The 21,773-nt window shown below is 36.6% G+C and carries 18 protein-coding genes and 1 tRNA gene; 13 read left to right on the forward strand and 6 right to left on the reverse strand.

The features are described from left to right. The first annotated feature begins 7 nt into the window (after positions 1 to 7). Positions 8 to 502 (forward strand): hypothetical protein, encoded by a 495-nt coding sequence (locus JUD45_RS04535; RefSeq protein ID WP_225424902.1) that lies wholly within the window; start codon positions 8 to 10, stop codon positions 500 to 502. A 96-nt stretch (positions 503 to 598) separates the two neighbouring features. Here the strand turns inward: JUD45_RS04535 and JUD45_RS04540 are convergent. Further along, positions 599 to 671: transfer RNA gene (locus JUD45_RS04540), tRNA-Lys, on the reverse strand. Positions 672 to 1,030: 359 nt separating this feature from the next. Between JUD45_RS04540 and yycF the strand changes: the two genes are divergently transcribed. From yycF to JUD45_RS04580, 8 genes are all read left to right on the forward strand, one after another. Next, entirely contained in the window at positions 1,031 to 1,741 is a 711-nt protein-coding gene (yycF, locus tag JUD45_RS04545; protein WP_203619770.1) for a response regulator YycF, read from the forward strand. A gap of 26 nt (positions 1,742 to 1,767) precedes the next feature. Then, the gene (walK, locus tag JUD45_RS04550) at positions 1,768 to 3,624 is read left to right on the forward strand and encodes a cell wall metabolism sensor histidine kinase WalK (protein ID WP_138727297.1); all 1,857 of its coding nucleotides are present in this window, start codon (positions 1,768 to 1,770) and stop codon (positions 3,622 to 3,624) included. Continuing rightward, positions 3,614 to 4,912, forward strand: a complete 1,299-nt coding sequence (locus tag JUD45_RS04555; protein ID WP_138727298.1) for a YycH family regulatory protein — start codon at positions 3,614 to 3,616, stop codon at positions 4,910 to 4,912. The genes walK and JUD45_RS04555 overlap by 11 nt, the downstream gene beginning before the upstream one ends. A 17-nt stretch (positions 4,913 to 4,929) precedes the next feature. Next, positions 4,930 to 5,757 carry a two-component system regulatory protein YycI gene (locus tag JUD45_RS04560; protein ID WP_138727299.1) on the forward strand — a complete coding sequence of 276 codons (828 nt, stop codon included), beginning with the start codon at positions 4,930 to 4,932 and terminating at the stop codon, positions 5,755 to 5,757. A 21-nt stretch (positions 5,758 to 5,778) separates the two neighbouring features. Further along, positions 5,779 to 6,591: an MBL fold metallo-hydrolase gene (locus JUD45_RS04565; protein ID WP_041152640.1), complete on the forward strand. Its 813-nt coding sequence runs from the start codon at positions 5,779 to 5,781 to the stop codon at positions 6,589 to 6,591. 58 nt (positions 6,592 to 6,649) lie between these two features. Next, positions 6,650 to 7,864, forward strand: a complete 1,215-nt coding sequence (locus JUD45_RS04570) for a S1C family serine protease (protein ID WP_138727301.1) — start codon at positions 6,650 to 6,652, stop codon at positions 7,862 to 7,864. Positions 7,865 to 8,050: 186 nt separating this feature from the next. After that, on the forward strand, positions 8,051 to 8,863 hold the full coding sequence (locus JUD45_RS04575) for a sulfite exporter TauE/SafE family protein (RefSeq protein ID WP_203619766.1): 813 nt from the start codon (positions 8,051 to 8,053) through the stop codon (positions 8,861 to 8,863). A gap of 160 nt (positions 8,864 to 9,023) precedes the next feature. Beyond that, positions 9,024 to 9,815 (forward strand): sulfite exporter TauE/SafE family protein, encoded by a 792-nt coding sequence (locus tag JUD45_RS04580; protein WP_053791280.1) that lies wholly within the window; start codon positions 9,024 to 9,026, stop codon positions 9,813 to 9,815. A 1,183-nt stretch (positions 9,816 to 10,998) separates the two neighbouring features. On the opposite strand, the gene ade is transcribed toward JUD45_RS04580, so the two are convergent. Next, a complete protein-coding gene (ade, locus tag JUD45_RS04585; protein WP_138727303.1) occupies positions 10,999 to 12,672 on the reverse strand; it encodes an adenine deaminase in 1,674 nt (557 codons plus the stop codon). 238 nt (positions 12,673 to 12,910) lie between these two features. On the opposite strand from ade, the gene JUD45_RS04590 reads away from it, so the two are divergent. Next, positions 12,911 to 14,470 carry an Nramp family divalent metal transporter gene (locus JUD45_RS04590; RefSeq protein ID WP_138727304.1) on the forward strand — a complete coding sequence of 520 codons (1,560 nt, stop codon included), beginning with the start codon at positions 12,911 to 12,913 and terminating at the stop codon, positions 14,468 to 14,470. Between the two features lie 32 nt (positions 14,471 to 14,502). Further along, the gene (locus tag JUD45_RS04595) at positions 14,503 to 14,949 is read left to right on the forward strand and encodes a universal stress protein (RefSeq protein WP_373301502.1); all 447 of its coding nucleotides are present in this window, start codon (positions 14,503 to 14,505) and stop codon (positions 14,947 to 14,949) included. A gap of 102 nt (positions 14,950 to 15,051) precedes the next feature. On the opposite strand, the gene JUD45_RS04600 is transcribed toward JUD45_RS04595, so the two are convergent. From JUD45_RS04600 to JUD45_RS04610, 3 genes are all read right to left on the reverse strand, one after another. Then, positions 15,052 to 15,840: a DUF975 family protein gene (locus tag JUD45_RS04600; protein ID WP_138727305.1), complete on the reverse strand. Its 789-nt coding sequence runs from the start codon at positions 15,838 to 15,840 to the stop codon at positions 15,052 to 15,054. A 93-nt stretch (positions 15,841 to 15,933) separates the two neighbouring features. Beyond that, positions 15,934 to 17,274 (reverse strand): dihydrolipoyl dehydrogenase family protein, encoded by a 1,341-nt coding sequence (locus JUD45_RS04605; protein ID WP_138727306.1) that lies wholly within the window; start codon positions 17,272 to 17,274, stop codon positions 15,934 to 15,936. A gap of 150 nt (positions 17,275 to 17,424) precedes the next feature. After that, the gene (locus tag JUD45_RS04610) at positions 17,425 to 18,762 is read right to left on the reverse strand and encodes a dihydrolipoyl dehydrogenase family protein (protein WP_203619767.1); all 1,338 of its coding nucleotides are present in this window, start codon (positions 18,760 to 18,762) and stop codon (positions 17,425 to 17,427) included. 231 nt (positions 18,763 to 18,993) lie between these two features. Between JUD45_RS04610 and JUD45_RS04615 the strand changes: the two genes are divergently transcribed. Beyond that, a complete protein-coding gene (locus tag JUD45_RS04615; RefSeq protein ID WP_138727308.1) occupies positions 18,994 to 19,767 on the forward strand; it encodes a (S)-acetoin forming diacetyl reductase in 774 nt (257 codons plus the stop codon). 659 nt (positions 19,768 to 20,426) lie between these two features. Next, the gene (locus JUD45_RS04620) at positions 20,427 to 21,401 is read left to right on the forward strand and encodes an AEC family transporter (protein ID WP_053791288.1); all 975 of its coding nucleotides are present in this window, start codon (positions 20,427 to 20,429) and stop codon (positions 21,399 to 21,401) included. Positions 21,402 to 21,656: 255 nt separating this feature from the next. On the opposite strand, the gene JUD45_RS04625 is transcribed toward JUD45_RS04620, so the two are convergent. Beyond that, a partial coding sequence (locus JUD45_RS04625) for an IS3 family transposase (RefSeq protein WP_143441321.1) occupies positions 21,657 to 21,773 on the reverse strand: 117 nt, incomplete at its 5' end.

A 21,773-nucleotide genomic window follows, 5' to 3' on the forward strand; every position in this document is an offset into this window, starting at 1 on the left:
TTTGACAATGGAAGATACTTCAACAGTTGTTGAAAGTAACCAAGAAGAACCAATACATAACGTTAATTATAATGCACCAGTACCTGCGAAGATTGGTTTTGGAAATGATTTTAAAACCGATCGCGTCATCGCTTATAAACGAGCGATGGGGATTGAACCAACCGCAGACAATGTAGTGGTTGCCGAAGCTGCGAACATGGGTAGAATGCTAATATCCACTGCATATGCAGCAATCACTGACAAGTGGTTTATCTTGTCATTTGAAGAAGACGGTGTGTTATTCATGGGAATTAATAAGTTATCTCGATTCACCGGACAAAATATCTTTATTCCAAAGGAATCGATCTCTGAAATGGGATATAAAAATAGTGTTTTGAGAAAAGTATTTAGTTTTAAGACAGATGGAAGAAAAAACAAATACTATTTAAGCCCATTCCTATTAAATTGCGATTTCCAAAAGAAAAATATGGAAAAACTAGATAGTTTTATTGCTCAATACTAAAAAAGACGCTACTTATTAAAGTAGCGTCTTTTAATTATTCATATTATGATTAAGGTACAAAAAAACATCGCCTAAGCGATGTCTTTTTATCAGTTATGGGCAGTCAGGGGATCGAACCCTGGACCCACGGATTAAGAGTCCGTTGCTCTGCCAGCTGAGCTAACTGCCCAAAATATTATCTGTTGGCTATCAACCAACAAAAACTATAATACCATGTTAGAGTAAGGATTGCAACACTTTTTTTAAAATTAATTAACAAGCTGTTTAGCAATTCCTTGCCTCAAATCAACGATATTTATAATAGCATGATAATTAATATTTTGACAACCCCTAATTTTTGAAAAAAGTCATACTTTAAATCTTCATTGCAAGAACATTACGTTTAGAAAACAAAAGACCAAGCGTGTTATAATGTAGTAAGTTAACGGTTTAAAAACAGATAAAAGTATAACTATCCTTGAAATGATAGTATTTCGTTAACGTTTATATGAACAAAAAACAAATCAATTCCTGTTAAGGAGATAGAATATTATGGCAAAAATTTTAGTTGTAGATGATGAAAAACCGATCACAGATATTGAAAAATTTAATCTAGAAAAAGAAGGATATGACGTCGTAGTCGCATACGATGGGGAAGAAGCTCTTCAAAAAGTTGAAGAAGAAGCCCCTGATTTGATTATCCTTGATTTAATGTTGCCTAAAGTCGACGGTCTAGAAGTGGCCAGAGAAGTTAGAAAGACACATGACATGCCAATTATCATGGTAACTGCCAAGGATTCAGAACTAGATAAGGTCTTAGGACTTGAACTAGGTGCTGATGACTACGTTACTAAGCCATTCTCAAACCGAGAACTAGTTGCCCGTGTTAAGGCCAACTTACGTCGTCAATCTAATAACGATAATGGTCAAGTTGCTGACAATGAAAACAAGGACATCAAGATTGGTGACCTTGTCATTCATCCAGAAGCATACACCGTTACAAAACGTGGTGAAAACATTGAATTAACTCACCGTGAATTCGAATTACTACATTACTTAGCTCAACACATTGGTCAAGTAATGACTAGAGAACATTTGCTACAAACAGTTTGGGGATATGACTACTTTGGTGATGTTCGTACAGTTGATGTTACTGTTCGTCGTCTAAGAGAAAAGGTTGAAGACAACCCAAGTCACCCAATCTGGCTAATCACAAGACGTGGAGTAGGATACTACCTACGCAACTCAGAACAAGAATAATCGACAGAACTAAGGAGTAGTTTGCGGTGAATAGTAAGATTAAGTATTTTCAATCAATTCATTTTAAAATTGCGCTTGTGCTTGCGCTAATCTTATTGGTGACCCTAGAAATTGTTGGGGCCGTTTTTGTTAACCAATTGGAAAACAAAAATATGGCTTCGTTTAAAAAACAAGTTCAGGTGCCTACTTACGTAAACACAACCTTAACTAATGAACTTTCTAGCTCTAGTACTACCAAGGCCAACGTGAAAATTAAGTCGTTACTATCTAATATTGATAGCAATAACTACACTGAAATCAAAGTTGTTGATGCGAAGAACACCATCCGTGGAACCAACGAAGTCGGTGATCAAAGTTCAGTTGGTCAGAAAAACTTCAGAACCGACATTAAAAACGCGATTATCAACCGTCGTTCATCTAGTTCCATCACTAGTAACCCGGGTGATAGTTCGCGTTATTATACTGTCATCACACCGCTGATCAAGAGTAGTAATAATGAATTAGTCGGTGTTGTTTATGTGCACGCTAATCTAAACACCGTTTACAACGAAATTAACCAAATTACGATTATTTACGTTGTTGCGGCGATGGTCGCTATTTTATCTGGTTTATTAATTTCCATCGTTATTTCAAAGGCGATTACTAAACCAATTGATGAAATGAAGAAACAAACATTACAAATCGCAAGAGGGGATTATTCCGGTCAAGTGCACGTTTATGGTCGTGATGAGTTGGGCCAACTTGCCAATGCGGTTAACAACCTATCAGTTAAGGTTGAAGAGTCCCAAGAATCAACTGAATCAGAACGTCAAAGACTGGATTCCGTCCTAACTAACATGACCGATGGGGTTATTGCGACCGACCGTCGTGGATACGTCATCATCATGAACGATGAAGCAGCTAGTTTCCTAGAAACGACAGAAAAAGATGCGCTAGGCAACTCAATCTTAGATATTTTGGACATCAGAAAAGAATACAGTCTACGTGACTTAATTGAAAATCCCGATGAAACCATCATTGACCGTTCTGACAAAGATCATGATTTAATTTTGCATGCTCACTTCTCACTAATTCAAAGAGATTCTGGATTCGTATCTGGTTTAGTCTGTGTGCTACATGATGTTACTGAACAACAAAAGATTGATAACGACCGTAAGGAATTTGTTTCAAACGTTTCTCACGAATTAAGAACACCATTAACCAGTGTGCATTCATACATCGAAGCATTACAAGATGGTGCCTGGAAGGATCCTGAAATTGCGCCAAATTTCTTGAAGGTTACTCAAGAAGAAACTGACCGTATGATTCGAATGATTAATGACCTATTAACTTTATCTAGAATGGATTCAGGAACCCAAAAGATTGATAAGGAACTTGTTAATATTACCGAGTTATACAATTACATTTTGAATCGTTTCGACATGATTATTAAGTCTGACGACAATAATAACGAAAAACCTAACAAGCATTACCGTATTGAACGTCGTTTTACTAAACAAGACCTATGGGTAGAAGTCGATACCGACAGATTCACCCAAGTAATCGATAACCTAATGAACAACGCTATCAAGTATTCTCCTGATGGGGGGGTAATCACTTGTTCACTATACAAGACAAAACACAGTGTTATCTTGAGTGTCAGAGACCAAGGATTGGGAATTCCAAGGAGTTCAATTCCTCACATCTTTGATCGTTTCTACCGTGTTGATAAGGCACGTTCTAGAGCGCAAGGAGGAACAGGTCTTGGACTAGCAATTTCCAAAGAAGTGGTTGAAGCACTTGGCGGTAAGATTTGGGTAGAAAGTACCGAAAATAGAGGTTCTACTTTCTACATCTCACTACCATACGAACCAATCGAGGAGGACTTATGGGATGAAGATTAAATATTTTATATTACCAGCATTATTAACGATTGCAGTTGTAGTTAGTTTTGCCCTTTCTGCCTCCATTTTGATTAATCCGGCGCATTACGACCGTTCTAGTCAAAAAGTTTCTACGCAAAGTAGTCAAATTGATGCCAAACCAATGTCGACAATCTATTCACCTACTCAAGTGATTAGAACCAAAGATTCCGGAAATCAATATGTTCTAACCAACCAATCTGTTAACTTAACAACTGAAATTGGCCAACAAATGAACAACTACAAGAACCCTAAGTTTACTGAACTAAAGAGCAACGAAAAGAATTATCTTAAGTATTTAAATACCGATGATTCCGTAATGTTGAACTATCCGGATTCATTAAATTTAAAAATCGTTAGTCAATACATCAGTAGCAGTTTTAAATCGTTACCAAACGTTGCCATCAATCGAATTATGATTCCGTTTGATGATAGTAATGATATTTACCTATTCTCAGACCATAATTACAAGGTCTACAAAATTCATGTTGATGATACCAACGTGAAGGGAATTCAAAAGGTTATTGAAGACAATGTCAGAGCAATTCCGGTCAAAATGAAGATGATTAATCACACACCATTTATTGATTTTTATAAGTCATTTACAATGCCTCAATATGGATACTTGATTAATCGAACTTCACAAAATTATTATGTGACAAGACTATTATCTGATTCACAAGATATCAGTGTAAAACGTCACCGTAATTCAACGGTTTACAATGATGAAAACTCTCGTCAGTTATCATTTTCAAATGACGGCGAGGTAAATTACTACGATAGTCATCCAGGAAATATTTCTACCAATATGACTCAGTTCTTGAAGGACTCATATCAAAATATTTCCCAACTACTAGTTAGCGATACCTTAGCCAACATTCGTTTCTTCGACTACGATGCTAATAATTCTAGTGTTGTATATAGAAACTACGTTGAAGGTTTCCCAATCTTCGATCAAACTCCTTATGGGGCAATCGAAATGAGACTAGTTGACAACACTTCTTTGAAGTACAACTTCTCACTAAATACCCTTCAAATCCCGGTACCAACCGGACGTAAGGATACTAAACTAATTACCACAGATGAATTATTGAATAGCCTACGTAATCACGGATACAGTGCTAATAAGATTACAGATATTGAATTGGCTTACCAATGGAGTAATACAAAGTCATCTGATATCTTGATTACTCTACAACCAACATGGTTCGTTAAATACAACGGTAAGTACATGAATTACACCCAAATGTTATCAAAGGGACCACAATAAGATAGGAGGAAAGCTACATGGACTTTAAAAAGATACAAATCATTTTCTTGATTATCTTCGTAATGATTGATGTCTTCTTATTCTCTTTATTCAGAGAAAATTCACATCTTCAAACCGAAAATAGTAATCAAGGTAGTGATACTGAAATCATTAAGCAAATGCAAAATGATCAAATCACTGTAGCACCTAAACTATCTACAAGTGGTCAAACCGGATACTATCTATCTGCAGTCAACGATGACACTTTACACAGAGATGTAAATAAGTTGTCTAACCAAAAGGTGACTTACGCAAATCACATTTTAAGAAGTACTTTCAAACGACCAATCGGTCTATATTCCGGGGACTATCGTGATATTTTAGATAAGTTGATGAAGAAACCAACTTTTGTTTCACATGGTACGGAATATGAATACAATTCTGATTTATCTACCAAGAACAGTATTGTGTACTCACAAAAAACATCTGACGGATTACTATATGGGACCAAGCATGGACAAATCACCTTCGATATCAGTAGTGATCACCTACTAGAAGGATATACGCAAAGTTACATGGATGATGTCAGCATTTTACGTGAAAAAACCGACATTATATCACCGGCAAAGGCATTAGTATGGTTGTATCAATACAACGAAATTCCTGATAATTCAAAGATTCAATGGGTTCGCTTGTACTACACCCAACTATTATCAATTAAGAACAACATTGTTCTAATCCCAACTTGGGTGATCGGATACACCACTTCTGATTCCTCTTCAGTAGTAGCTAAGAGAATCAACGCCTTTAATGGTGCCATCTTGGATGGTAGTAGCTCGACTCAATCAGCTACCAAATCGAATTAGAATTTTAGAAAGAGGATTAAAATGAACAACGAAGCAGACGATATGAAAATCAGTGTTTTATCTAGTGGAAGTGGGGGAAATGTAACCTACATTGAAACTAATCAACATAAAATACTATTAGACGCTGGTTTGAGTGGTGTCAGAATCGAAAGATTGATGAAGTCAATCAATCGCTCAATGAAGGATGTCGACATGTTGTTGGTCTCCCATGAGCATACCGACCATAGTAAGGCCGTAGGGGTATTGGCTAGACGCTATCCACAAATTAATGTGTATGCGAACCAACCAACATGGGATGCAATGCATGAAACCATTGGAGAAATTCCAAACGAACAAAAAAATATCTTCCCACCAAACATGGTAATGAATTTTGGTGATATCGATATTGAAAGCTTTGCTGTTTCCCATGATGCAGCCCAAGCGCAGTTCTATGATTTTCATCATCACAACAAGAGCTTCGTTGTTCTAACCGATACTGGATACATCTCAGATCACATCTTTGGTGTTATTAATAACGCTAACGCATATGTTTTGGAATGTAATCATGACGTTGAAATGCTTAGAAGTGGGGAATACCCATGGTCATTGAAACAACGCATCATGAGTGATGAAGGACATTTATCTAATGAAGATGGTGCCAACTCACTAATGGAATGTATCGGATATGACACTAAACGCATATTTATCGGGCACAGAAGCCATCACAATAACGTGAAGGAATTAGCCCATCTAACCGTTGCATCGATGTTAGAAGAAAACGATTTTGGTGTAGGCACCGATTTTGATTTATTGGATACTGATGTTGAAAAGGCATCTAAATTATTTACACTTTAGTTTGATTTAAGATTATTGAATATAATAAGATTAATAAAATTGATAGGGGGAAAACCTTATGAAAAAAAGTGACCGATTTGTCTTAAAAACAGGATTAATCGCCTTAGTAGCTGGATTACTAGGTGGAGGAATTGCCTATGGTGGTGCTAGTTTATTGCAAAGTACCGGTGTGGACGTTGCTGTACCATCAGGATCTAATGCCGGAGGCACTGCATCTACATCTAATTTGAAAGTTGATGTTCAATCACAATCTGAAAAAGCTTACCAAGCTGTTAAGAACTCAGTTGTTTCTGTAATCAATTTAAAATCAACCAGTTCAAGTTCATTTGATTCTATGCTAGGAAAGAGTTCTAGCAAACTAGAAGCTAACAGTGAAGGTTCTGGTGTGATTTACAAGAAGAGTGGTAATGCTGCATATATCGTAACCAACAACCACGTTGTTTCTGGAGCATCAGCAATCCAAGTGCTGTTGAGCAATGGAAAACAATTAGAAGCCAAGGTAGTTGGTACCGATAGTGTGACCGACCTAGCTGTATTGAAGATTAACGGAAGTATGATCAAATCAGTCGCTTCATTTGGTAACTCTGACAACATTAAAGTTGGTGAAACCTCTCTAGCAATTGGTTCACCACTAGGTTCTGCCTACGCTTCTTCTTTAACCCAAGGAATTATTTCTGCTAAGAAGCGTGAAGTTCCATTGACTGGTTCAAACGGACAAGCTACAGGTAACACTGCCACAGTTATCCAAACTGATACTGCAATCAACCCAGGTAACTCAGGTGGTCCATTGATTAACTTAGCTGGACAAGTTATCGGAATTAACTCAATGAAGTTAGCTTCTGATAGTGAAGGGACTAGCGTTGAAGGAATTGGTTTTGCTATTCCAAGTAACGAAGTGGTTAAGATTATCAATCAACTAGTTAAGAACGGAAAAATTGAACGTCCAGCCCTTGGAATTCAATACGTTGACTTAACTAACATTGCCGTTAGCCAACAAAAATCAATCCTAAAACTACCATCATCCGTTGAAAATGGAGTTGTTGTTTACACAGTTACTAAGAACAGTCCCGCTGAAAACGCCGGATTAAAGAAATATGATGTGATTGTTGAACTTGCTGGTAAGAAGATTTCTAGCCAAGACGAAGTTAAGAACATCCTCTATGGTCAAAAGCTTGGATCAACGGTAAGTATTAAATACTACCGTGATGGAAAACTAAAGACTGGAACTGTTAAATTGACAGAAAGTACTTCTCAATTGAAAATCAATCAATAACACGTAATAATTTGAAAAAATTTTAAGTTATGAAAACGCTGACATGCTGGCCATTGTCAGCGTTTTGGCGTTTTTAAGGGGTTGTATTTAATCTAAATAAGATGTATAAATTTATATATTGGATTTTAAATTGATAAATAAAAGGAGTTTTTCATTATCACTATTTTTGGTTTTAGTGTATGGACATTGCTATTATTCATTCCAGTTGGTATCGTTGCCGGTATCTTAAGTACAGTAACTGGACTAGCTTCACTTGCCTCATACCCAGCGCTATTATATTGGGGTGCTTTAAACCCAATTTCAGCAAATATTACTAACACTTCCGCATTACTATTTAACGTAGTAAGTTCAGCTGTTTCATCAAAGCGCGAATTAGATGGACACTGGAAAGAACTATTCAAAGTTATGACTATCATCTTCTTCGGTGGTATCGTTGGTGTTATTTTACTAACATTCTTACCATCAAAGGACTTTGAATACGCAGTACCTGTATTTATTGCAGCTGCTGGTATTGGTATCTTATTACCAAGTAAGGACACTACAAAAGCACCTACTGCTAAGGTAGTTGAAGAAGACACTGTCGGATCAAAGAAAATGCTTGTAGACTTCGGAATGATTGTTCTATTCTTCGTTATTGGTATCTACGGTAGTTACTTCGGTGCTGCTGCTGGTGTTATCCTATTAGCTGTTCTATCAAGAACAAGTAAAGATCCATTCCCTGTATACAACGCAATTAGAAACGTTGCCATGGGTTCAGCTAACGTTATCGGTACTATCCTATACTCATTCAAGTATGGTCAACACGGTAACACCCACATTTACTGGGCACTAGCTATTCCTCTAGGTATTGGTTTCCTAATTGGTGGTTACGTTGGACCTAAGATGGTTCGTGTATTACCAGTTAAGTTAATCAAGATTGTTACTGGTATTTTAGCGCTATACCTAGCTTACACTCAATTCGTATCAGCTTACGGTATTCACTTATTCTACTTCTTCTAAAGATGAAATTTTGGCACCTATTGTTATTTATAACGGTAGGTGCTTTTTTTATCCTTTTCTTTTATTCGAAAAATGTTAATATGAAATTATGATTTTATTTTAGTAGAAAAAGAGATGAGAAGTCATTACTATTTTAGGTGTAAGTATTTGGATTATTTTATTGTTTATTCCTGTGGGAATCGTCGCAGGAATCTTGGGAACAGTTACTGGATTATCATCACTAGTATCTTATCCCGCATTGCTATACTTTGCTGGACTACCAGCCGTTTCTGCAAACGTGGTTAACAAGGCATCACTAATGTTTAATGCCGTTGGATCATGTATTTCTTCCACCCGTGAACTTAGAGGTCACTGGAAGGAACTATTTAAGATTATGGTTATCATCTTCTTTGGTGGAATTACAGGGGCAATTTTGCTAACTGCACTTCCATCATCTAGTTTTACCCATATCGTGCCATTCTTTATTGCCTTTGGTGGTTTAATGATTTTACTTCCAGACAAGAAAGAAGTGAACGAAAATACCGAGGGTGCATTGAACTTTAATCCTGCAGCCAAAAAAGATACGCCATGGACTTGGCTAAAGAATATCGCCATCATTGTCCTTACATATTTAATTGGTGCATACAGCGGATATTTTGGCGCTGCATCAGGAATTTTATTATTAGTCCTACTAACTAGAACTACATATAATGAATACACTGTAAGTAACGCAATTAGAAATGTAGCGATGGGGGCTGCCAACATCGTGGCAACCGTCTACTATTCACTTTTCTCACACGTTGTGTGGATCCTAGTTCTACCACTAGGAATTGGCTTTTTCATCGGTGGATATATCGGACCAAAGATTGTGCGTGTGCTACCAGTTAAATTCATCAAGATTGCGACTGGAATTTTGGCCTTGATTTTAGCTTACACTCAATTTGTTTCAGCTTATCATGTCCACTTTCTATAAAAAGAGCGAAAAAATTTCGCTCTTTTTTTGCGCTTAAAATGTGAGTAATTTTAGAAAAGATAAAAATGATAATTAAAAACTATTTATATTTATAACTAAGAAAGAGAAATTGTGTCATGCACGATGCAATCTTCTTGCTATTAGTTAACACTAAGTTTATCCATTATGTTTTCTGTGATTATGCCGTACAAGACGGAAAAATAAAACTAAGAGTAAAATGATAAAAGGTGATATTGCAATGTTTTAACCCTATAATCATTAATTAAAACTTAACTGAATTATAACTACAAATTATGTAAAAGCAGTGCTACAATACAAAATTGTTCCTCAGGTGATGCATGTAGATGATCACTTTTGTGGAGTTTACATCTTTATAAGCTCTGTATTTAATATTTTGATTCAATTACTATTCTTATTTTTTCTATAACGCGCGATGAAAAAATTCGGTGGACGAATAGTAGTTAGATGATGAATTAATATGTTATCTATATTGTTTATATCGTAAATGCATATTGTTATGGTTTGTATGTCAAATACGCAAACCTAATACAATTTAAGCAATCTAAATAATGCACTTTTCGTTGATTACTTCTTAATCGGAATAAATGGTCTAACTTGAGAGACTATTTCTCATCAATAACTTTGTGGTGGATATCTAGCAGCAATGATTTGGTAGGATCATTGTGATGCTTTTAGCCATTAGCATTGCTCCTTTTATTGATTGAGGTTGATCCATTAGGACACATAGTGTTTAGCTATTATTTATTATTTCTGATTCATATGATTATGTATTGTTCTGTGTGATGGTAGACACACAGATCAGTCAATTCCCCCAATCATTTATTAAGTTATGTTTCATAACTTACACGTAAGCTTTGATAATGACAGTTTTGTATGAATTTTGTTTTAAAAGTTGTTGAACCTTCTCTAGTATTTAGATGTTGCATTTAAAGATGTATTTAAGTGGCAATTCTTTATTAAGACGTAATAGTCGAAAAAGCAATTGGTAGTTATATCGAGAATTTAAGCAATCGGTGATGCATCTCCGTCACGCAGATTTATCCCAAAATCGTAATACTTTTCATTCCTTATAATAAAAGCATTCTCGATGGTAATTATTATTTAGACTATTATTATATTGCACTAAAAAAAGCTTATCCTTAGCGGGATAAGCTTTTTTGTTTTATTCAGCTTCTACACTGATGGTTTTTTGCTGATCGAAGTCATATAGACCTTGGTCAGTTAGTTTCAATGTTGGAATTACTGGTAGTGTTAAGAATGAAAGGGTGATGAATGGATCGAAATCGACACCATCACTAATTTCCTTAAACGCTGCCTCGATTGCTTCTAGTTCGTGACTAGCTGCTTGCCATGACTTATCAGACATCAATCCAGCAACTGGTAGTGGCATGGTTGCTAAAGTCTTTTCTTCATTAACAACGGCAATTCCACCCTTAGTGGCAGTAACCTCTTGGATTGCACGGTAGATTGCTTCCTTGGTGGTTCCGACAGCGACGATGTTGTGGGAATCATGAGCAACGGTGGTTGCGATGGCACCATTTTTGATGTTGAAACCATGAACTAATGCCAAACCATAAGTACCAAGTTGATGGTGACGTTCTGCATCAACCATTAATAATACATCGTTTTCTAAATCAGTTTTGAAATAACCATCTTCTATTGGAACTTCTTGAATGGAGTGGGTAGTTTCAATGTGATTAGCAATCACACCCATTACGTGGCATTTATTTGAGTTTAAAGGTAGTTTCAAATCCTCAACTGATAGATTTTGGTGGACGCAGTTTTCATCGAATTCAATGGGTGTGGTATTGAAACTATCTTCGGTCATGACCTCACCGTTTTTGATGACGGTCTTAACATCGACTTGGTCTAAGTGATCAACGATGACTAAATCAGCTTGGTAGTCTTCCTTGATTGCCCCTAGCTTGTCTAGTTTGTGGGCAACGGCGGCATTGTAGCTGGCCATCTTGTATGCAGTTTCTGGTTTTAGACCATATTGAATCGCTAATTTAATATTGAAGTTAATGCTACCTTCTCTAATGATGGTAGTGATGAATTTGTCATCAGTACAGAATGAAAAACGGTCTGAATTGTCTTCTGTAACTGCTTGAATTGTGTTTTGTAAATCTCTTTCGACGGTTCCTTCTCTTAAGAAGACGTTCATGTTGGCAGCAAGTCTGTCGTTCATTTGTTCTAAGCTGACAGACTCGTGATCGGTAGTAATCCCGTTTTCACGATATTCCTTAAGTTGGTCTAAGGATAATCCGGCACCGTGACCATCGATTTGATAACCGTGGTCTAGGGCATCCTTTAGCTTTGCCATCATGTCATTATCCTTATTATGTACGGCTGGGTAATCCATTACTTCGGCTAAACCGATAACGGATTCTTCATTATATAGTGGGTGCAAGTCTTTCGCGGTCAAAGTAGCACCATTATGTTCGAAACTGGTAGCGGGAACAGATGAAGGTAACATCACTAATACTTCCAGTGGAGTTTGTTTGGCATCTTCAATCATGTATTTAATTCCGTCGGCACCTGAAACATTTGCGATTTCGTGCGGATCGACGACGATAGAAGTGACACCCATGGGTACTAAAACTTTACCCAATTCAGATGGAGTGACTAGTGAACTTTCTATATGAACGTGTGAATCAATAAAACCAGGAACGACAAATTGGTCGTTAGCGTCGATAATTTCCTTAGCCTCTAACTCTGGATGATTGCCGACAGCAATAATCTTGCCATTGTTAATGAAAATATCATTAACTTCGAAGCTGTTTGTGAATACATTTAAAACTTTTCCATTTTGAACAAGTAAATCGATTGTTTGCATTTTTCCACCCCAACGTTTATTTAATTTTGATTAAAATTATCAAGTATTATGAAACATTAATGAATGAAAGTCAAATCTATTTTAATGTTCGGGAAAATAGCATGGTATTAAGCCTTTAATAGATATATTTTCTATACTTGATAGAGTAATTTTTCAGCAGTACCTAAAAAAATGTTTAAAAAGGGGGAAATGTAGTGTACAATTATATTGTTCTTAAAAATAGAAAGGGTGAAGAACTTTGAGTGAAAACGTTTCACATGAAAAAAAGGGCTTCGTTGAATATGCCAACGGTCCTTCACTAGAAGAAATTAACGGTGGAATTAAAGTTCCGAAGGACTGGGGATTCTGGAAGACTTTATTCGCATACTCCGGACCAGGTGCATTAGTTGCGGTTGGTTACATGGATCCAGGTAACTGGGCTACATCAATTACAGGGGGTCAAAACTTTGGTTACCTATTGATGTCTGTCATCTTAATTTCAAGTTTGATTGCGATGTTACTTCAATACATGGCGGCTAAACTTGGAATCGTGAGTCAGATGGATTTAGCACAAGCCATTCGTTCAAGAACCTCAAAGACACTTGGTGTTGTTCTATGGATTATGACTGAATTAGCAATTATGGCTACTGATATCGCCGAAGTTATCGGTGGGGCCATCGCGTTATATCTTTTATTCCACATTCCATTAGTCTTAGCGGTATTCCTTACCGTATTTGATGTTTTATTATTGCTATTATTAACTAAAGTGGGATTCAGAAAGATTGAAGCAATTGTTGTTTGTTTAATCCTTGTTATCTTAGTAGTCTTCATTTATGAAGTTGTACTATCTAACCCAGATTGGTTTGGTGCTATTAAAGGTTTAGTACCAGTTCAACGTACTTTTGCTAGTGACCATCCAGTTGCTGGAATGACTCCACTATCAGGTGCTTTAGGTATCATTGGTGCTACTGTTATGCCACATAACCTATACCTACATTCAGCTATCGCTCAAACTAGAGCTATCGATCACAACGATGAAGAAGACGTTGCAAGAACTGTTCGTTTTGCTACTTGGGACTCAAACATCCAACTAACATTCGCATTCTTCGTTAACGCTTTACTATTAATCATGGGTGTGGCCGTATTTAAGACTGGTGCCGTTCAAGATACATCATTCTTCGGTCTATTCGATGCTTTAAACAATACTAAGATGCTATCAAACCCAATCTTAATTGGTGTTGCTAAGTCTGGTATTCTATCAACATTATTTGCTGTTGCATTACTTGCTTCAGGTCAAAACTCAACCATTACTGGTACTTTATCAGGACAAGTTATCATGGAAGGTTTCGTTAACATGAAGGTTCCTCTATGGGCTCGTCGTTTAATTACTCGTCTAATCTCAGTTATTCCAGTGCTTATCTGTGTACTATTAACTGCTGGTGAATCAACACTAAAACAACATGCTGCGATTAACGATTTAATTGAAAACTCACAAATCTTCTTAGCATTCGCATTACCATTCTCAATGCTTCCATTGTTAATGATGACTAATAGCGGTCAAGAAATGGGTAACCGTTTCAAGAACAGATTATGGGTTAACATTTTAGGTTGGATCTCAGTTATTGTGCTTATTTACTTAAACGCAATCAACATGCAACCTGCTGTTGCTGGTTTCTTCAGTGACAACCCAACTGCTGCTCAAAATGCAGAAGCTGGTGTAATTGCCAACATCATTAACGTTGTTATCATCCTTCTACTAATCTGGACATTAGTTGAACTATACCTAGGTAACAGACGTTTAAGAAACAGAGAAAACTAAAATAAAAAATTCAAGAATAGAAGGCGAAAATTATGCAAAACATGGACGTCGAAATTAATTTCAAGAATATTTTAGTTGCTGTCGATGATTCTGATGACGCTTTATTAGCTTTCAAGTATGCAATTTCACGTGCTAAATCAGAAGGCGCAAAGTTAACCATCGTTTCAGTACTAGAAGATGAAGAAATCAACGTTTTCCAATCATTATCAGGACAATTTGTTCATGGTAAGTACGAAGACTTAGAAAAACATCTAGAAAAATACAAACAAACTGCTGAAGAAGCCGGCGTAGCCGATGTTAATGTTATCGCATCAACCGGTGAAGCTGGGGAAACCATCATCAAGGATGTGCTTCCTAAGATTAACCCTGATTTGTTGATCGTTGGATCAGAATCAAAGAAGGGCTTAGCTCGTCACTTCGGTAGTCAAGCTGCCTACATGGCAAAATACTCACCAGTATCAGTTATGGTGATTAGATAAAACTATTGATTAATTACTCACTCCGAAAAAAGACTCAAGATAATATCTTGGGTCTTTTTTGTTTGTACAAAAAAAGCCATAGGATAACCTATGGCTTTTTTATTATTCAGCATCTAAAACTGTTTGATTTTTGTTGTATTGTTCCTTGATGAATTCATAGAACTTAACTTGAGTAGTGTAGTAGTAAGGGAAGAAGTATAATCCAACAATTCCGTAAGTTATAGCAACTAAAATGGTCCATCCAATGAATGATAGTTGTAATACAAAGTAATCTGATTTGTATCCCTTCATAATGTCTTCACTAGTCTTAATTGCATCGTAGATTCCAACGGGTTGATCGCCTAATTGACCATCTCTGTAAATCCAAAGTGCTTGTGAGTATGAAAAACTCTTAATTACAATCCATACAAATACCGCGATGAATTCAAGAATAGCAATGGTAATACCAAATGGGTTTGGCATTAAGGCAACTAATACGATTCCTGGGATAGATAGTAGTGACCATAGTGATAAGAAAATTGCTCTTAAAATCCATGTTCCAACTGTACCCCAGAAAAGGCGTTGGTTATCGATGAATGATAGTGATTTTCTAAGTGGTCTTTGGAAGTCGTCTTTTCCTCTTAAAACGTTAAAGACGGTGTAGATAGCACCCATTAAAAAGATTGCAGCTAAAATTGAGAAAATAACTGATGCTAGTGAGTTGATAAGAACGTCTAAGGAATTAATTTTGATAGTTCCAGAAGTTACGGTAGAGTCGAAACTGGCTTGGTTTCCCAGAACTGAATAAACGATTTCAATTAGTAAGAAAGGAATAAATAGAATGAAGAAGAAACGTTGGTGACCACGAATAAGGGCTTTGGCTTCTTGTTTTTGTTCTTTACGATTGTACATGGTTAATCCTCCTGTTTGATATTATGATGTTAATTATACCAAAAAACCGGTCAAATATATTCGACCGGTTTTTAATTTTTTATTAAGAATGATTTAGATGTTCTTCCAAGTATCGTGACCGATTGAAGGGAATAGGTGAACATTTCTTTCAATTTCAAGTGGGGTCATCTTCATGTTAACGGCTGGAACAATCATGTCCACTGCGTTATCAGCTTGGTCTGAGATTTCAGTAAATCCAACTAAACGGTGTTCCTTGTCAAAAATGTAGGCATTCTTAACAACAGGTTCCTTAGTGATTTGTCTAAACCATGTGTTAGTTGCATCGTGTTCTTCAACAGTGTATTCGTCACTAGCGTTTGCTTCGTCAACAGTTACACCCATTTGACTGATACGAGGTGAAGTAAATACTACTGATGGAATTGCAGGGAAGTCGATTGGTTGATCTGTTTCACCGGCAAATAGGTGCTTTAGGTATTGTGATTCGAATGTTGCTGTTGGAGTTAGGTTTGGTTGGCCAGTAGCAGCAACGTCACCTGAAGCGTAGATGTTTTCAACTGATGTTTGTAGGTATTCGTTAACTAGGACACCTTTTTTATCATCGTATTTAACACCAACTTCTTCTAGACCCATGTTGTGAACCATTGGTACACGACCAGAAGCGTCTAGGATGTAATCAACAGTTAGTTGTTGGTTGTCAGCGTAAGTAACGGTGTATTCGTCACCGTCTTGGCTGAATGAACGTAGACCAGAGTTTTCAATAAACTTGATACCTGATGCTTTCATTTCGTCCATTAAGATCTTCACGTATGGTTGGTAGAAAGGACGTAATGCCTTGTCACCGTGCATGAACATGGTAACATCAGCACCAGCTTCGTTTGCCATAGTAGCAAATTCCATGGCGATGTAACCAGTACCAACAATGGCCATACGTTTTGGCATGTCTTCTAGTTCCATGAAGTCTCTTGAATCATGTGATAATTCAGTACCTTCAATTTCAACTTTGTGTGGTGTTAAACCAGTGGCGATAACGATCTTGTCTGAAGTTACGTGTTCACCATTGATTTCTAGTGTGTGAGCATCTGTGAACTTAGCGAAACCATGGATAACATCCATGCCTAAGCTCTTCATAGTTGCTTCACGGTCTACCTTAATTGGTAGGATTCCTTCACGTTTGTGTTTGATGTTTTCTTTCCAGTTTAGCTTAGTGTCACCTTCAACGATGTCTTTCATACGTCTTTGGGTCTTTGCTAGAGTAACAGGTCCATCTAGTGAGATTTTGGCGTTACAACCCCAGTTAGGGCAAGTACCACCAACGGCGATTGCTTCTACAAACGCGATTTTAAAACCTTGTTTGCAAAGTGTCTTGGCACCGTCGAATGCGGCGTGTCCTGATCCGATGTAGATAACATCGTAATCGAAATTAGGATTTTTCATGTTAAAGCCTCCGTATTTATTACGTTTTTTATATTTTCTTATATTAATTAATGTACAATATTGTAGTGCTTCAAACAAATATATTGACTCGATTTTAACGGAATTTTAAACAATAAAAAACCACCCAAATGGGTGGTTTTACTTAATATTTTATAGATGTTGCCAAGCGTCACTACCAATAGTAGGGAACAAGTGAACAATCTTGTTAATTTGAGCTTTGTCTAATTTTAGAGCGACGGCAGGTAGAATTGAATCAATTACGCTATCCGCTTCGTTTGATACTTCGGTTGCACCAACCAAGTGGTGTTCCTTATCGAAGATGTATGCACGTTTGGCAATTTCTTCGTTAGTGATTGAGCGGTACCAATCAGCAGTCATATCGTGTTCTTCAATAGTGTAATCGTCACTGTTCTTAGCTTCTTCAACCGATACACCGACTTGGGCGATACGAGGTGAAGTGAACACAACAGAAGGGATGGCAGGAAAATCAATTCCATCCTTATTTTCACCGGTAAATAGGCTAGTTAGGTATTGTGATTCAAACATTGCAGTTGGAGTTAATCTTGGTTGACCAGTTGCTGCAACGTCACCTGAAGCATAAATACTATCAACTGATGTTTGTAGGTGATCGTTTACTTCAATACCATTCTTTTTATCGTACTTAACGCCAACTTCGTCTAAACCAATGTTTTCGACATTTGGAATACGACCAGTAGCATCTAAAATGTAGTCAGTGAAAACTTGACGGTTACCTGATAATTCGATAGTAGTCTTGCATTTTTCTTCGTGGAATTCTTGAACTTCGGCGTTTTCAACAAAGGTAACACCTTTTTCCTTCAAATCGTTAACAACAGCTTCGACATATTCACCGTTAAATCCACGCAAGGCACGATCGCCATGCATAATAACAGTTACTTCTGAACCAGCAGCATTGGCAATTGATGCAAATTCCATGGCAATGTATCCAGCGCCGATAATTGAAATATGAACAGGTAGTTCGTCGATGTTTAGGAAGTCTTTTGAATCATGAGCCATTTCTTTACCAGGAACATCTAGTCTATGTGGACGTAAACCAGTAGCGATAACAATTTTATCTGCGGTGTATGATTTACCGTCAACATCAACAGTATGTCCATTTGTTAGCTTTCCGTATCCTTTGATAACATCAATACCGAAGGCGTTCAAGCCACCTTCAATGGCATTTGGAATACTATCAATTACTTTATGTTTATTTAGCATGTTTTGGGTCCAGTCAATACTTAAATCGCCCTTAACAATGTTTCTTAGACGCTTTTGAGTTTCTAATAGTTGTGCAGGTAAGTCCAAAGCAATTTTGGCGTTACAACCCCAATTAGGGCAAGTACCACCGATTTTATCTGCTTCTACTACGGCAACTTTATAACCCTTTGCTGCTAATGGCATTGCACCATCAAAAGTACCGTGACCAGCACCGATGTATAGAACATCATAATCAAATTTTTCAGTCATAGATATCAATTCCTTCTTTAATATAAGATATTAATTTAATCTTTGTATACATATAACATAAACTCTTGGGAAATTTAATTCAATTAATTAGTTTCAGATTATATAGTGTAAGACATAACAAAAATTATGGATTTAATAAAAATTTAATAATATAAATGCTTTAAAATTAATGAAAATAGTATATAATCATCTTGTGAATAAATAAACAAAAGAAGAAAAGAGGATGTTACTATGACTCAAAAAGTTGCATTTGTTACTGGTGCCGGCCAAGGTATCGGTAAAGCAATCGCTGAAAGATTAGCTCAAGACGGTTTTGCAGTTGCTGTTGTTAACCGTACTGCTGAAAAGGGTGAAGCAGTAGCAAAGGAAATTAACGCAAACGGTGGTAAGGCAATTGCTGTTCAAGCAGACGTTGCTGACAGAGACCAAGTATTTGCCGCAGTCGAAGAAACTGTAAAACAATTGGGTGACTTAAACGTTGTTGTTAACAACGCCGGTGTAGGTCCTACTACTCCAGTTGAAACAATCACTCCAGAACAATTCAACACTGTATACAATATCAACGTTGCATCAGTTATCTGGGGAACTCAAGCAGCCAAGGCTAAGTTCAACGAACTAGGTCATGGTGGTAAGATTATCAACGCTACTTCTCAAGCGGGTGTTGTTGGTAACCCTAACTTAACTCTTTACGGTAGTACTAAGTTTGCTATCCGTGGTATCACTCAAACTACTGCTCGTGATTTAGCAGGTGAAGGTATCACAGTTAACGCATTCGCACCTGGTATCGTTAAGACTCCAATGATGATGGACATTGCCCATGAAGTTGGTCAAAACGCAGGTAAAGATGACGAATGGGGTATGCAACAATTCTCTAAGGATATTGCATTAGGTCGTTTAGCTGAATCAGAAGACATCGCTGCTGGTGTTTCATTCTTAGCAGGTAAGGATTCAGACTACATGACTGGTCAAACATTAATTCTAGATGGTGGTATGCAATTCCACTAAAATCATATCTGCGATATAATAAAAAGCCATAGGTTATCCTATGGCTTTTTATTATATGTAGAAAAAGATCAAAAAAGAGCCACTTCAAGTAAGAAGCGGCTCTTTTTTTGTGAGATATACAAAAACAAACTTTTATTCTTTAACAAAAAAGTACCCCAAAGATAAAATCTTCAAAGTACTTTAGTTAGTGAGCTGTGATGCTTTGAACACCATCTTCTCAGCAAAGGACTGAGTGCTTTTACCTTAAGCTAACAGCTCAAAATATTAAGTTTGTCTGTGAGATGTAACCTCAAGCGACATATAATATTAAACCATATCTATAGACTTTATGCAACAATATTTTGAGAAAAAGTTGAAAATTCGCTATAATTTAGTAAACAATTAATGGTCCAGGAGGGATTAGATGTTAGTGATTGGAATGATTATCATGGTAATTGTACTATTTATTATTTCTACATTATCAACTGTGTTAGTAATTTCTTTAAAAAACAAACGTCAAAATGACGATAAAGACTAATATGACAGTCTTTTATCCATTGATATAAAAAATATTTATAACGAACTTATCCTTTGACTATATCTTTAAGTATGTTTTATAGTACTTATCGTGTTTTAAGTTAAGCAATAATTATTTTTAATATCAAATAGGAGGATTCATAATGGGAGTATTTATTAACTCAATCCAAAGTGTCCTTGTTGTCGTGCTAATTATGTTATTAGGATATGTATTAAGAAAAACCGGTTGGTTTGCAGATACATTCAGCAAGAACATTTCTAAATTAATCAAAAACATCGCTCTACCAGCTTCAATTTTCGTTGCGGTGTTAAGTCGTCTAACTAGAGGCAAACTTGTAAGTTTCGGTAGCTACTTAATCTGGGGTGTTATCTCAGTTGTTATTGGTTACCTAATCGCATTTGCACTAGTTAAAATCATGAAGGTTAGACCAGGTCGTCGTGGTGTATTCATTAACGCTATCGTTAACGCCAACACTATCTTCATTGGTCTACCATTGAACATCGCCCTATTCGGTGACAAGTCAATGACTTACTTCTTGGTATACTACATCATCAACACTGTTTCTACTTGGGCATTCGGTGTCTTCTTGATCAGCAACGATGATCCTACTAAGGCTGGTCAACCCAAGGAACACCACAAGATTAACTGGAAACAAGTTATTCCAATGCCACTTGTTGGTTTCCTAGTTGCTCTAGTATTCTTACTACTAAACATTCCAGTACTAAAGGTACCTTTCTTATCACAAACTCTAACTTACGTTGGTAGTTTAGTTACTCCACTATCACTAATTTACATTGGTATTGTATTAGCTGATGCTGGTCTAAAGAGTATCTCATTCGACCGCGACACTGTTGTTGCTCTATTAGGTCGTTTTGTATTGGCTCCAGTTGTTATGATTGTTATCCTAACTGCTGCTGCTCACGGTGGAGTTTCTCTACCAACAATGTTTAGCCAAACTATGATTGTTCAATCAGCTACTCCAATGCTAGCCGTATTACCAATCCTAGCTGCTGAATCACACGGGGATGTTAAGTATGCTACAAACATTGTAACTACTTCAACTGTATTGTTCATCGTTGTTATTCCTATCTTAATGACAATCGTTCAATACATCTAATAAACGTAAAAAACGTTGGAATTATTCCAACGTTTTTTTATTACATATAACAAAATTGACAAGTGAGGGTAGTTAGCCTAAACTTTAAATAAATTAAATGCGGAAGCAAAGAAGGAATTCATATGTTTGAAAAAATTTGTTACACATTGATGATTATCGCTGTCATTATTTTAATCGTTGTATATTTAATCTGTTACTAAAATAAAAAGGACTGACGTTTGTCAGTTGACCTGAACCCCTAAAATTGGAAGATGGTTATGCTATTTTCTGGGAGGAATTGATCCGGTATTCAACTGGTGACATTCCTCCCAGTTTTTGTTTTATACGATAATTGTTGTAATAAGATATATATTCCTTAACCGCCTGGTTAAG

Source organism: Apilactobacillus nanyangensis, from assembly GCF_016861915.1.
Taxonomy (GTDB): Bacteria; Bacillota; Bacilli; order Lactobacillales; family Lactobacillaceae; genus Apilactobacillus; species Apilactobacillus nanyangensis.

Excerpts from the sequence above, each read along its gene's own strand:
- JUD45_RS04535 (WP_225424902.1), top strand. The coding sequence starts at position 8 with ATGGAAGATACTTCAACAGTTGTTGAAAGTAACCAAGAAGAACCAATA.
- JUD45_RS04555 (WP_138727298.1), top strand. The coding sequence starts at position 3,614 with ATGAAGATTAAATATTTTATATTACCAGCATTATTAACGATTGCAGTT.
- JUD45_RS04560 (WP_138727299.1), top strand. The coding sequence starts at position 4,930 with ATGGACTTTAAAAAGATACAAATCATTTTCTTGATTATCTTCGTAATG.
- JUD45_RS04565 (WP_041152640.1), top strand. The coding sequence starts at position 5,779 with ATGAACAACGAAGCAGACGATATGAAAATCAGTGTTTTATCTAGTGGA.
- JUD45_RS04570 (WP_138727301.1), top strand. The coding sequence starts at position 6,650 with ATGAAAAAAAGTGACCGATTTGTCTTAAAAACAGGATTAATCGCCTTA.
- ade (WP_138727303.1), bottom strand. The coding sequence starts at position 12,672 with ATGCAAACAATCGATTTACTTGTTCAAAATGGAAAAGTTTTAAATGTA.
- JUD45_RS04595 (WP_373301502.1), top strand. The coding sequence starts at position 14,503 with ATGCAAAACATGGACGTCGAAATTAATTTCAAGAATATTTTAGTTGCT.
- JUD45_RS04600 (WP_138727305.1), bottom strand. The coding sequence starts at position 15,840 with ATGTACAATCGTAAAGAACAAAAACAAGAAGCCAAAGCCCTTATTCGT.
- JUD45_RS04605 (WP_138727306.1), bottom strand. The coding sequence starts at position 17,274 with ATGAAAAATCCTAATTTCGATTACGATGTTATCTACATCGGATCAGGA.
- JUD45_RS04610 (WP_203619767.1), bottom strand. The coding sequence starts at position 18,762 with ATGACTGAAAAATTTGATTATGATGTTCTATACATCGGTGCTGGTCAC.
- JUD45_RS04615 (WP_138727308.1), top strand. The coding sequence starts at position 18,994 with ATGACTCAAAAAGTTGCATTTGTTACTGGTGCCGGCCAAGGTATCGGT.
- JUD45_RS04620 (WP_053791288.1), top strand. The coding sequence starts at position 20,427 with ATGGGAGTATTTATTAACTCAATCCAAAGTGTCCTTGTTGTCGTGCTA.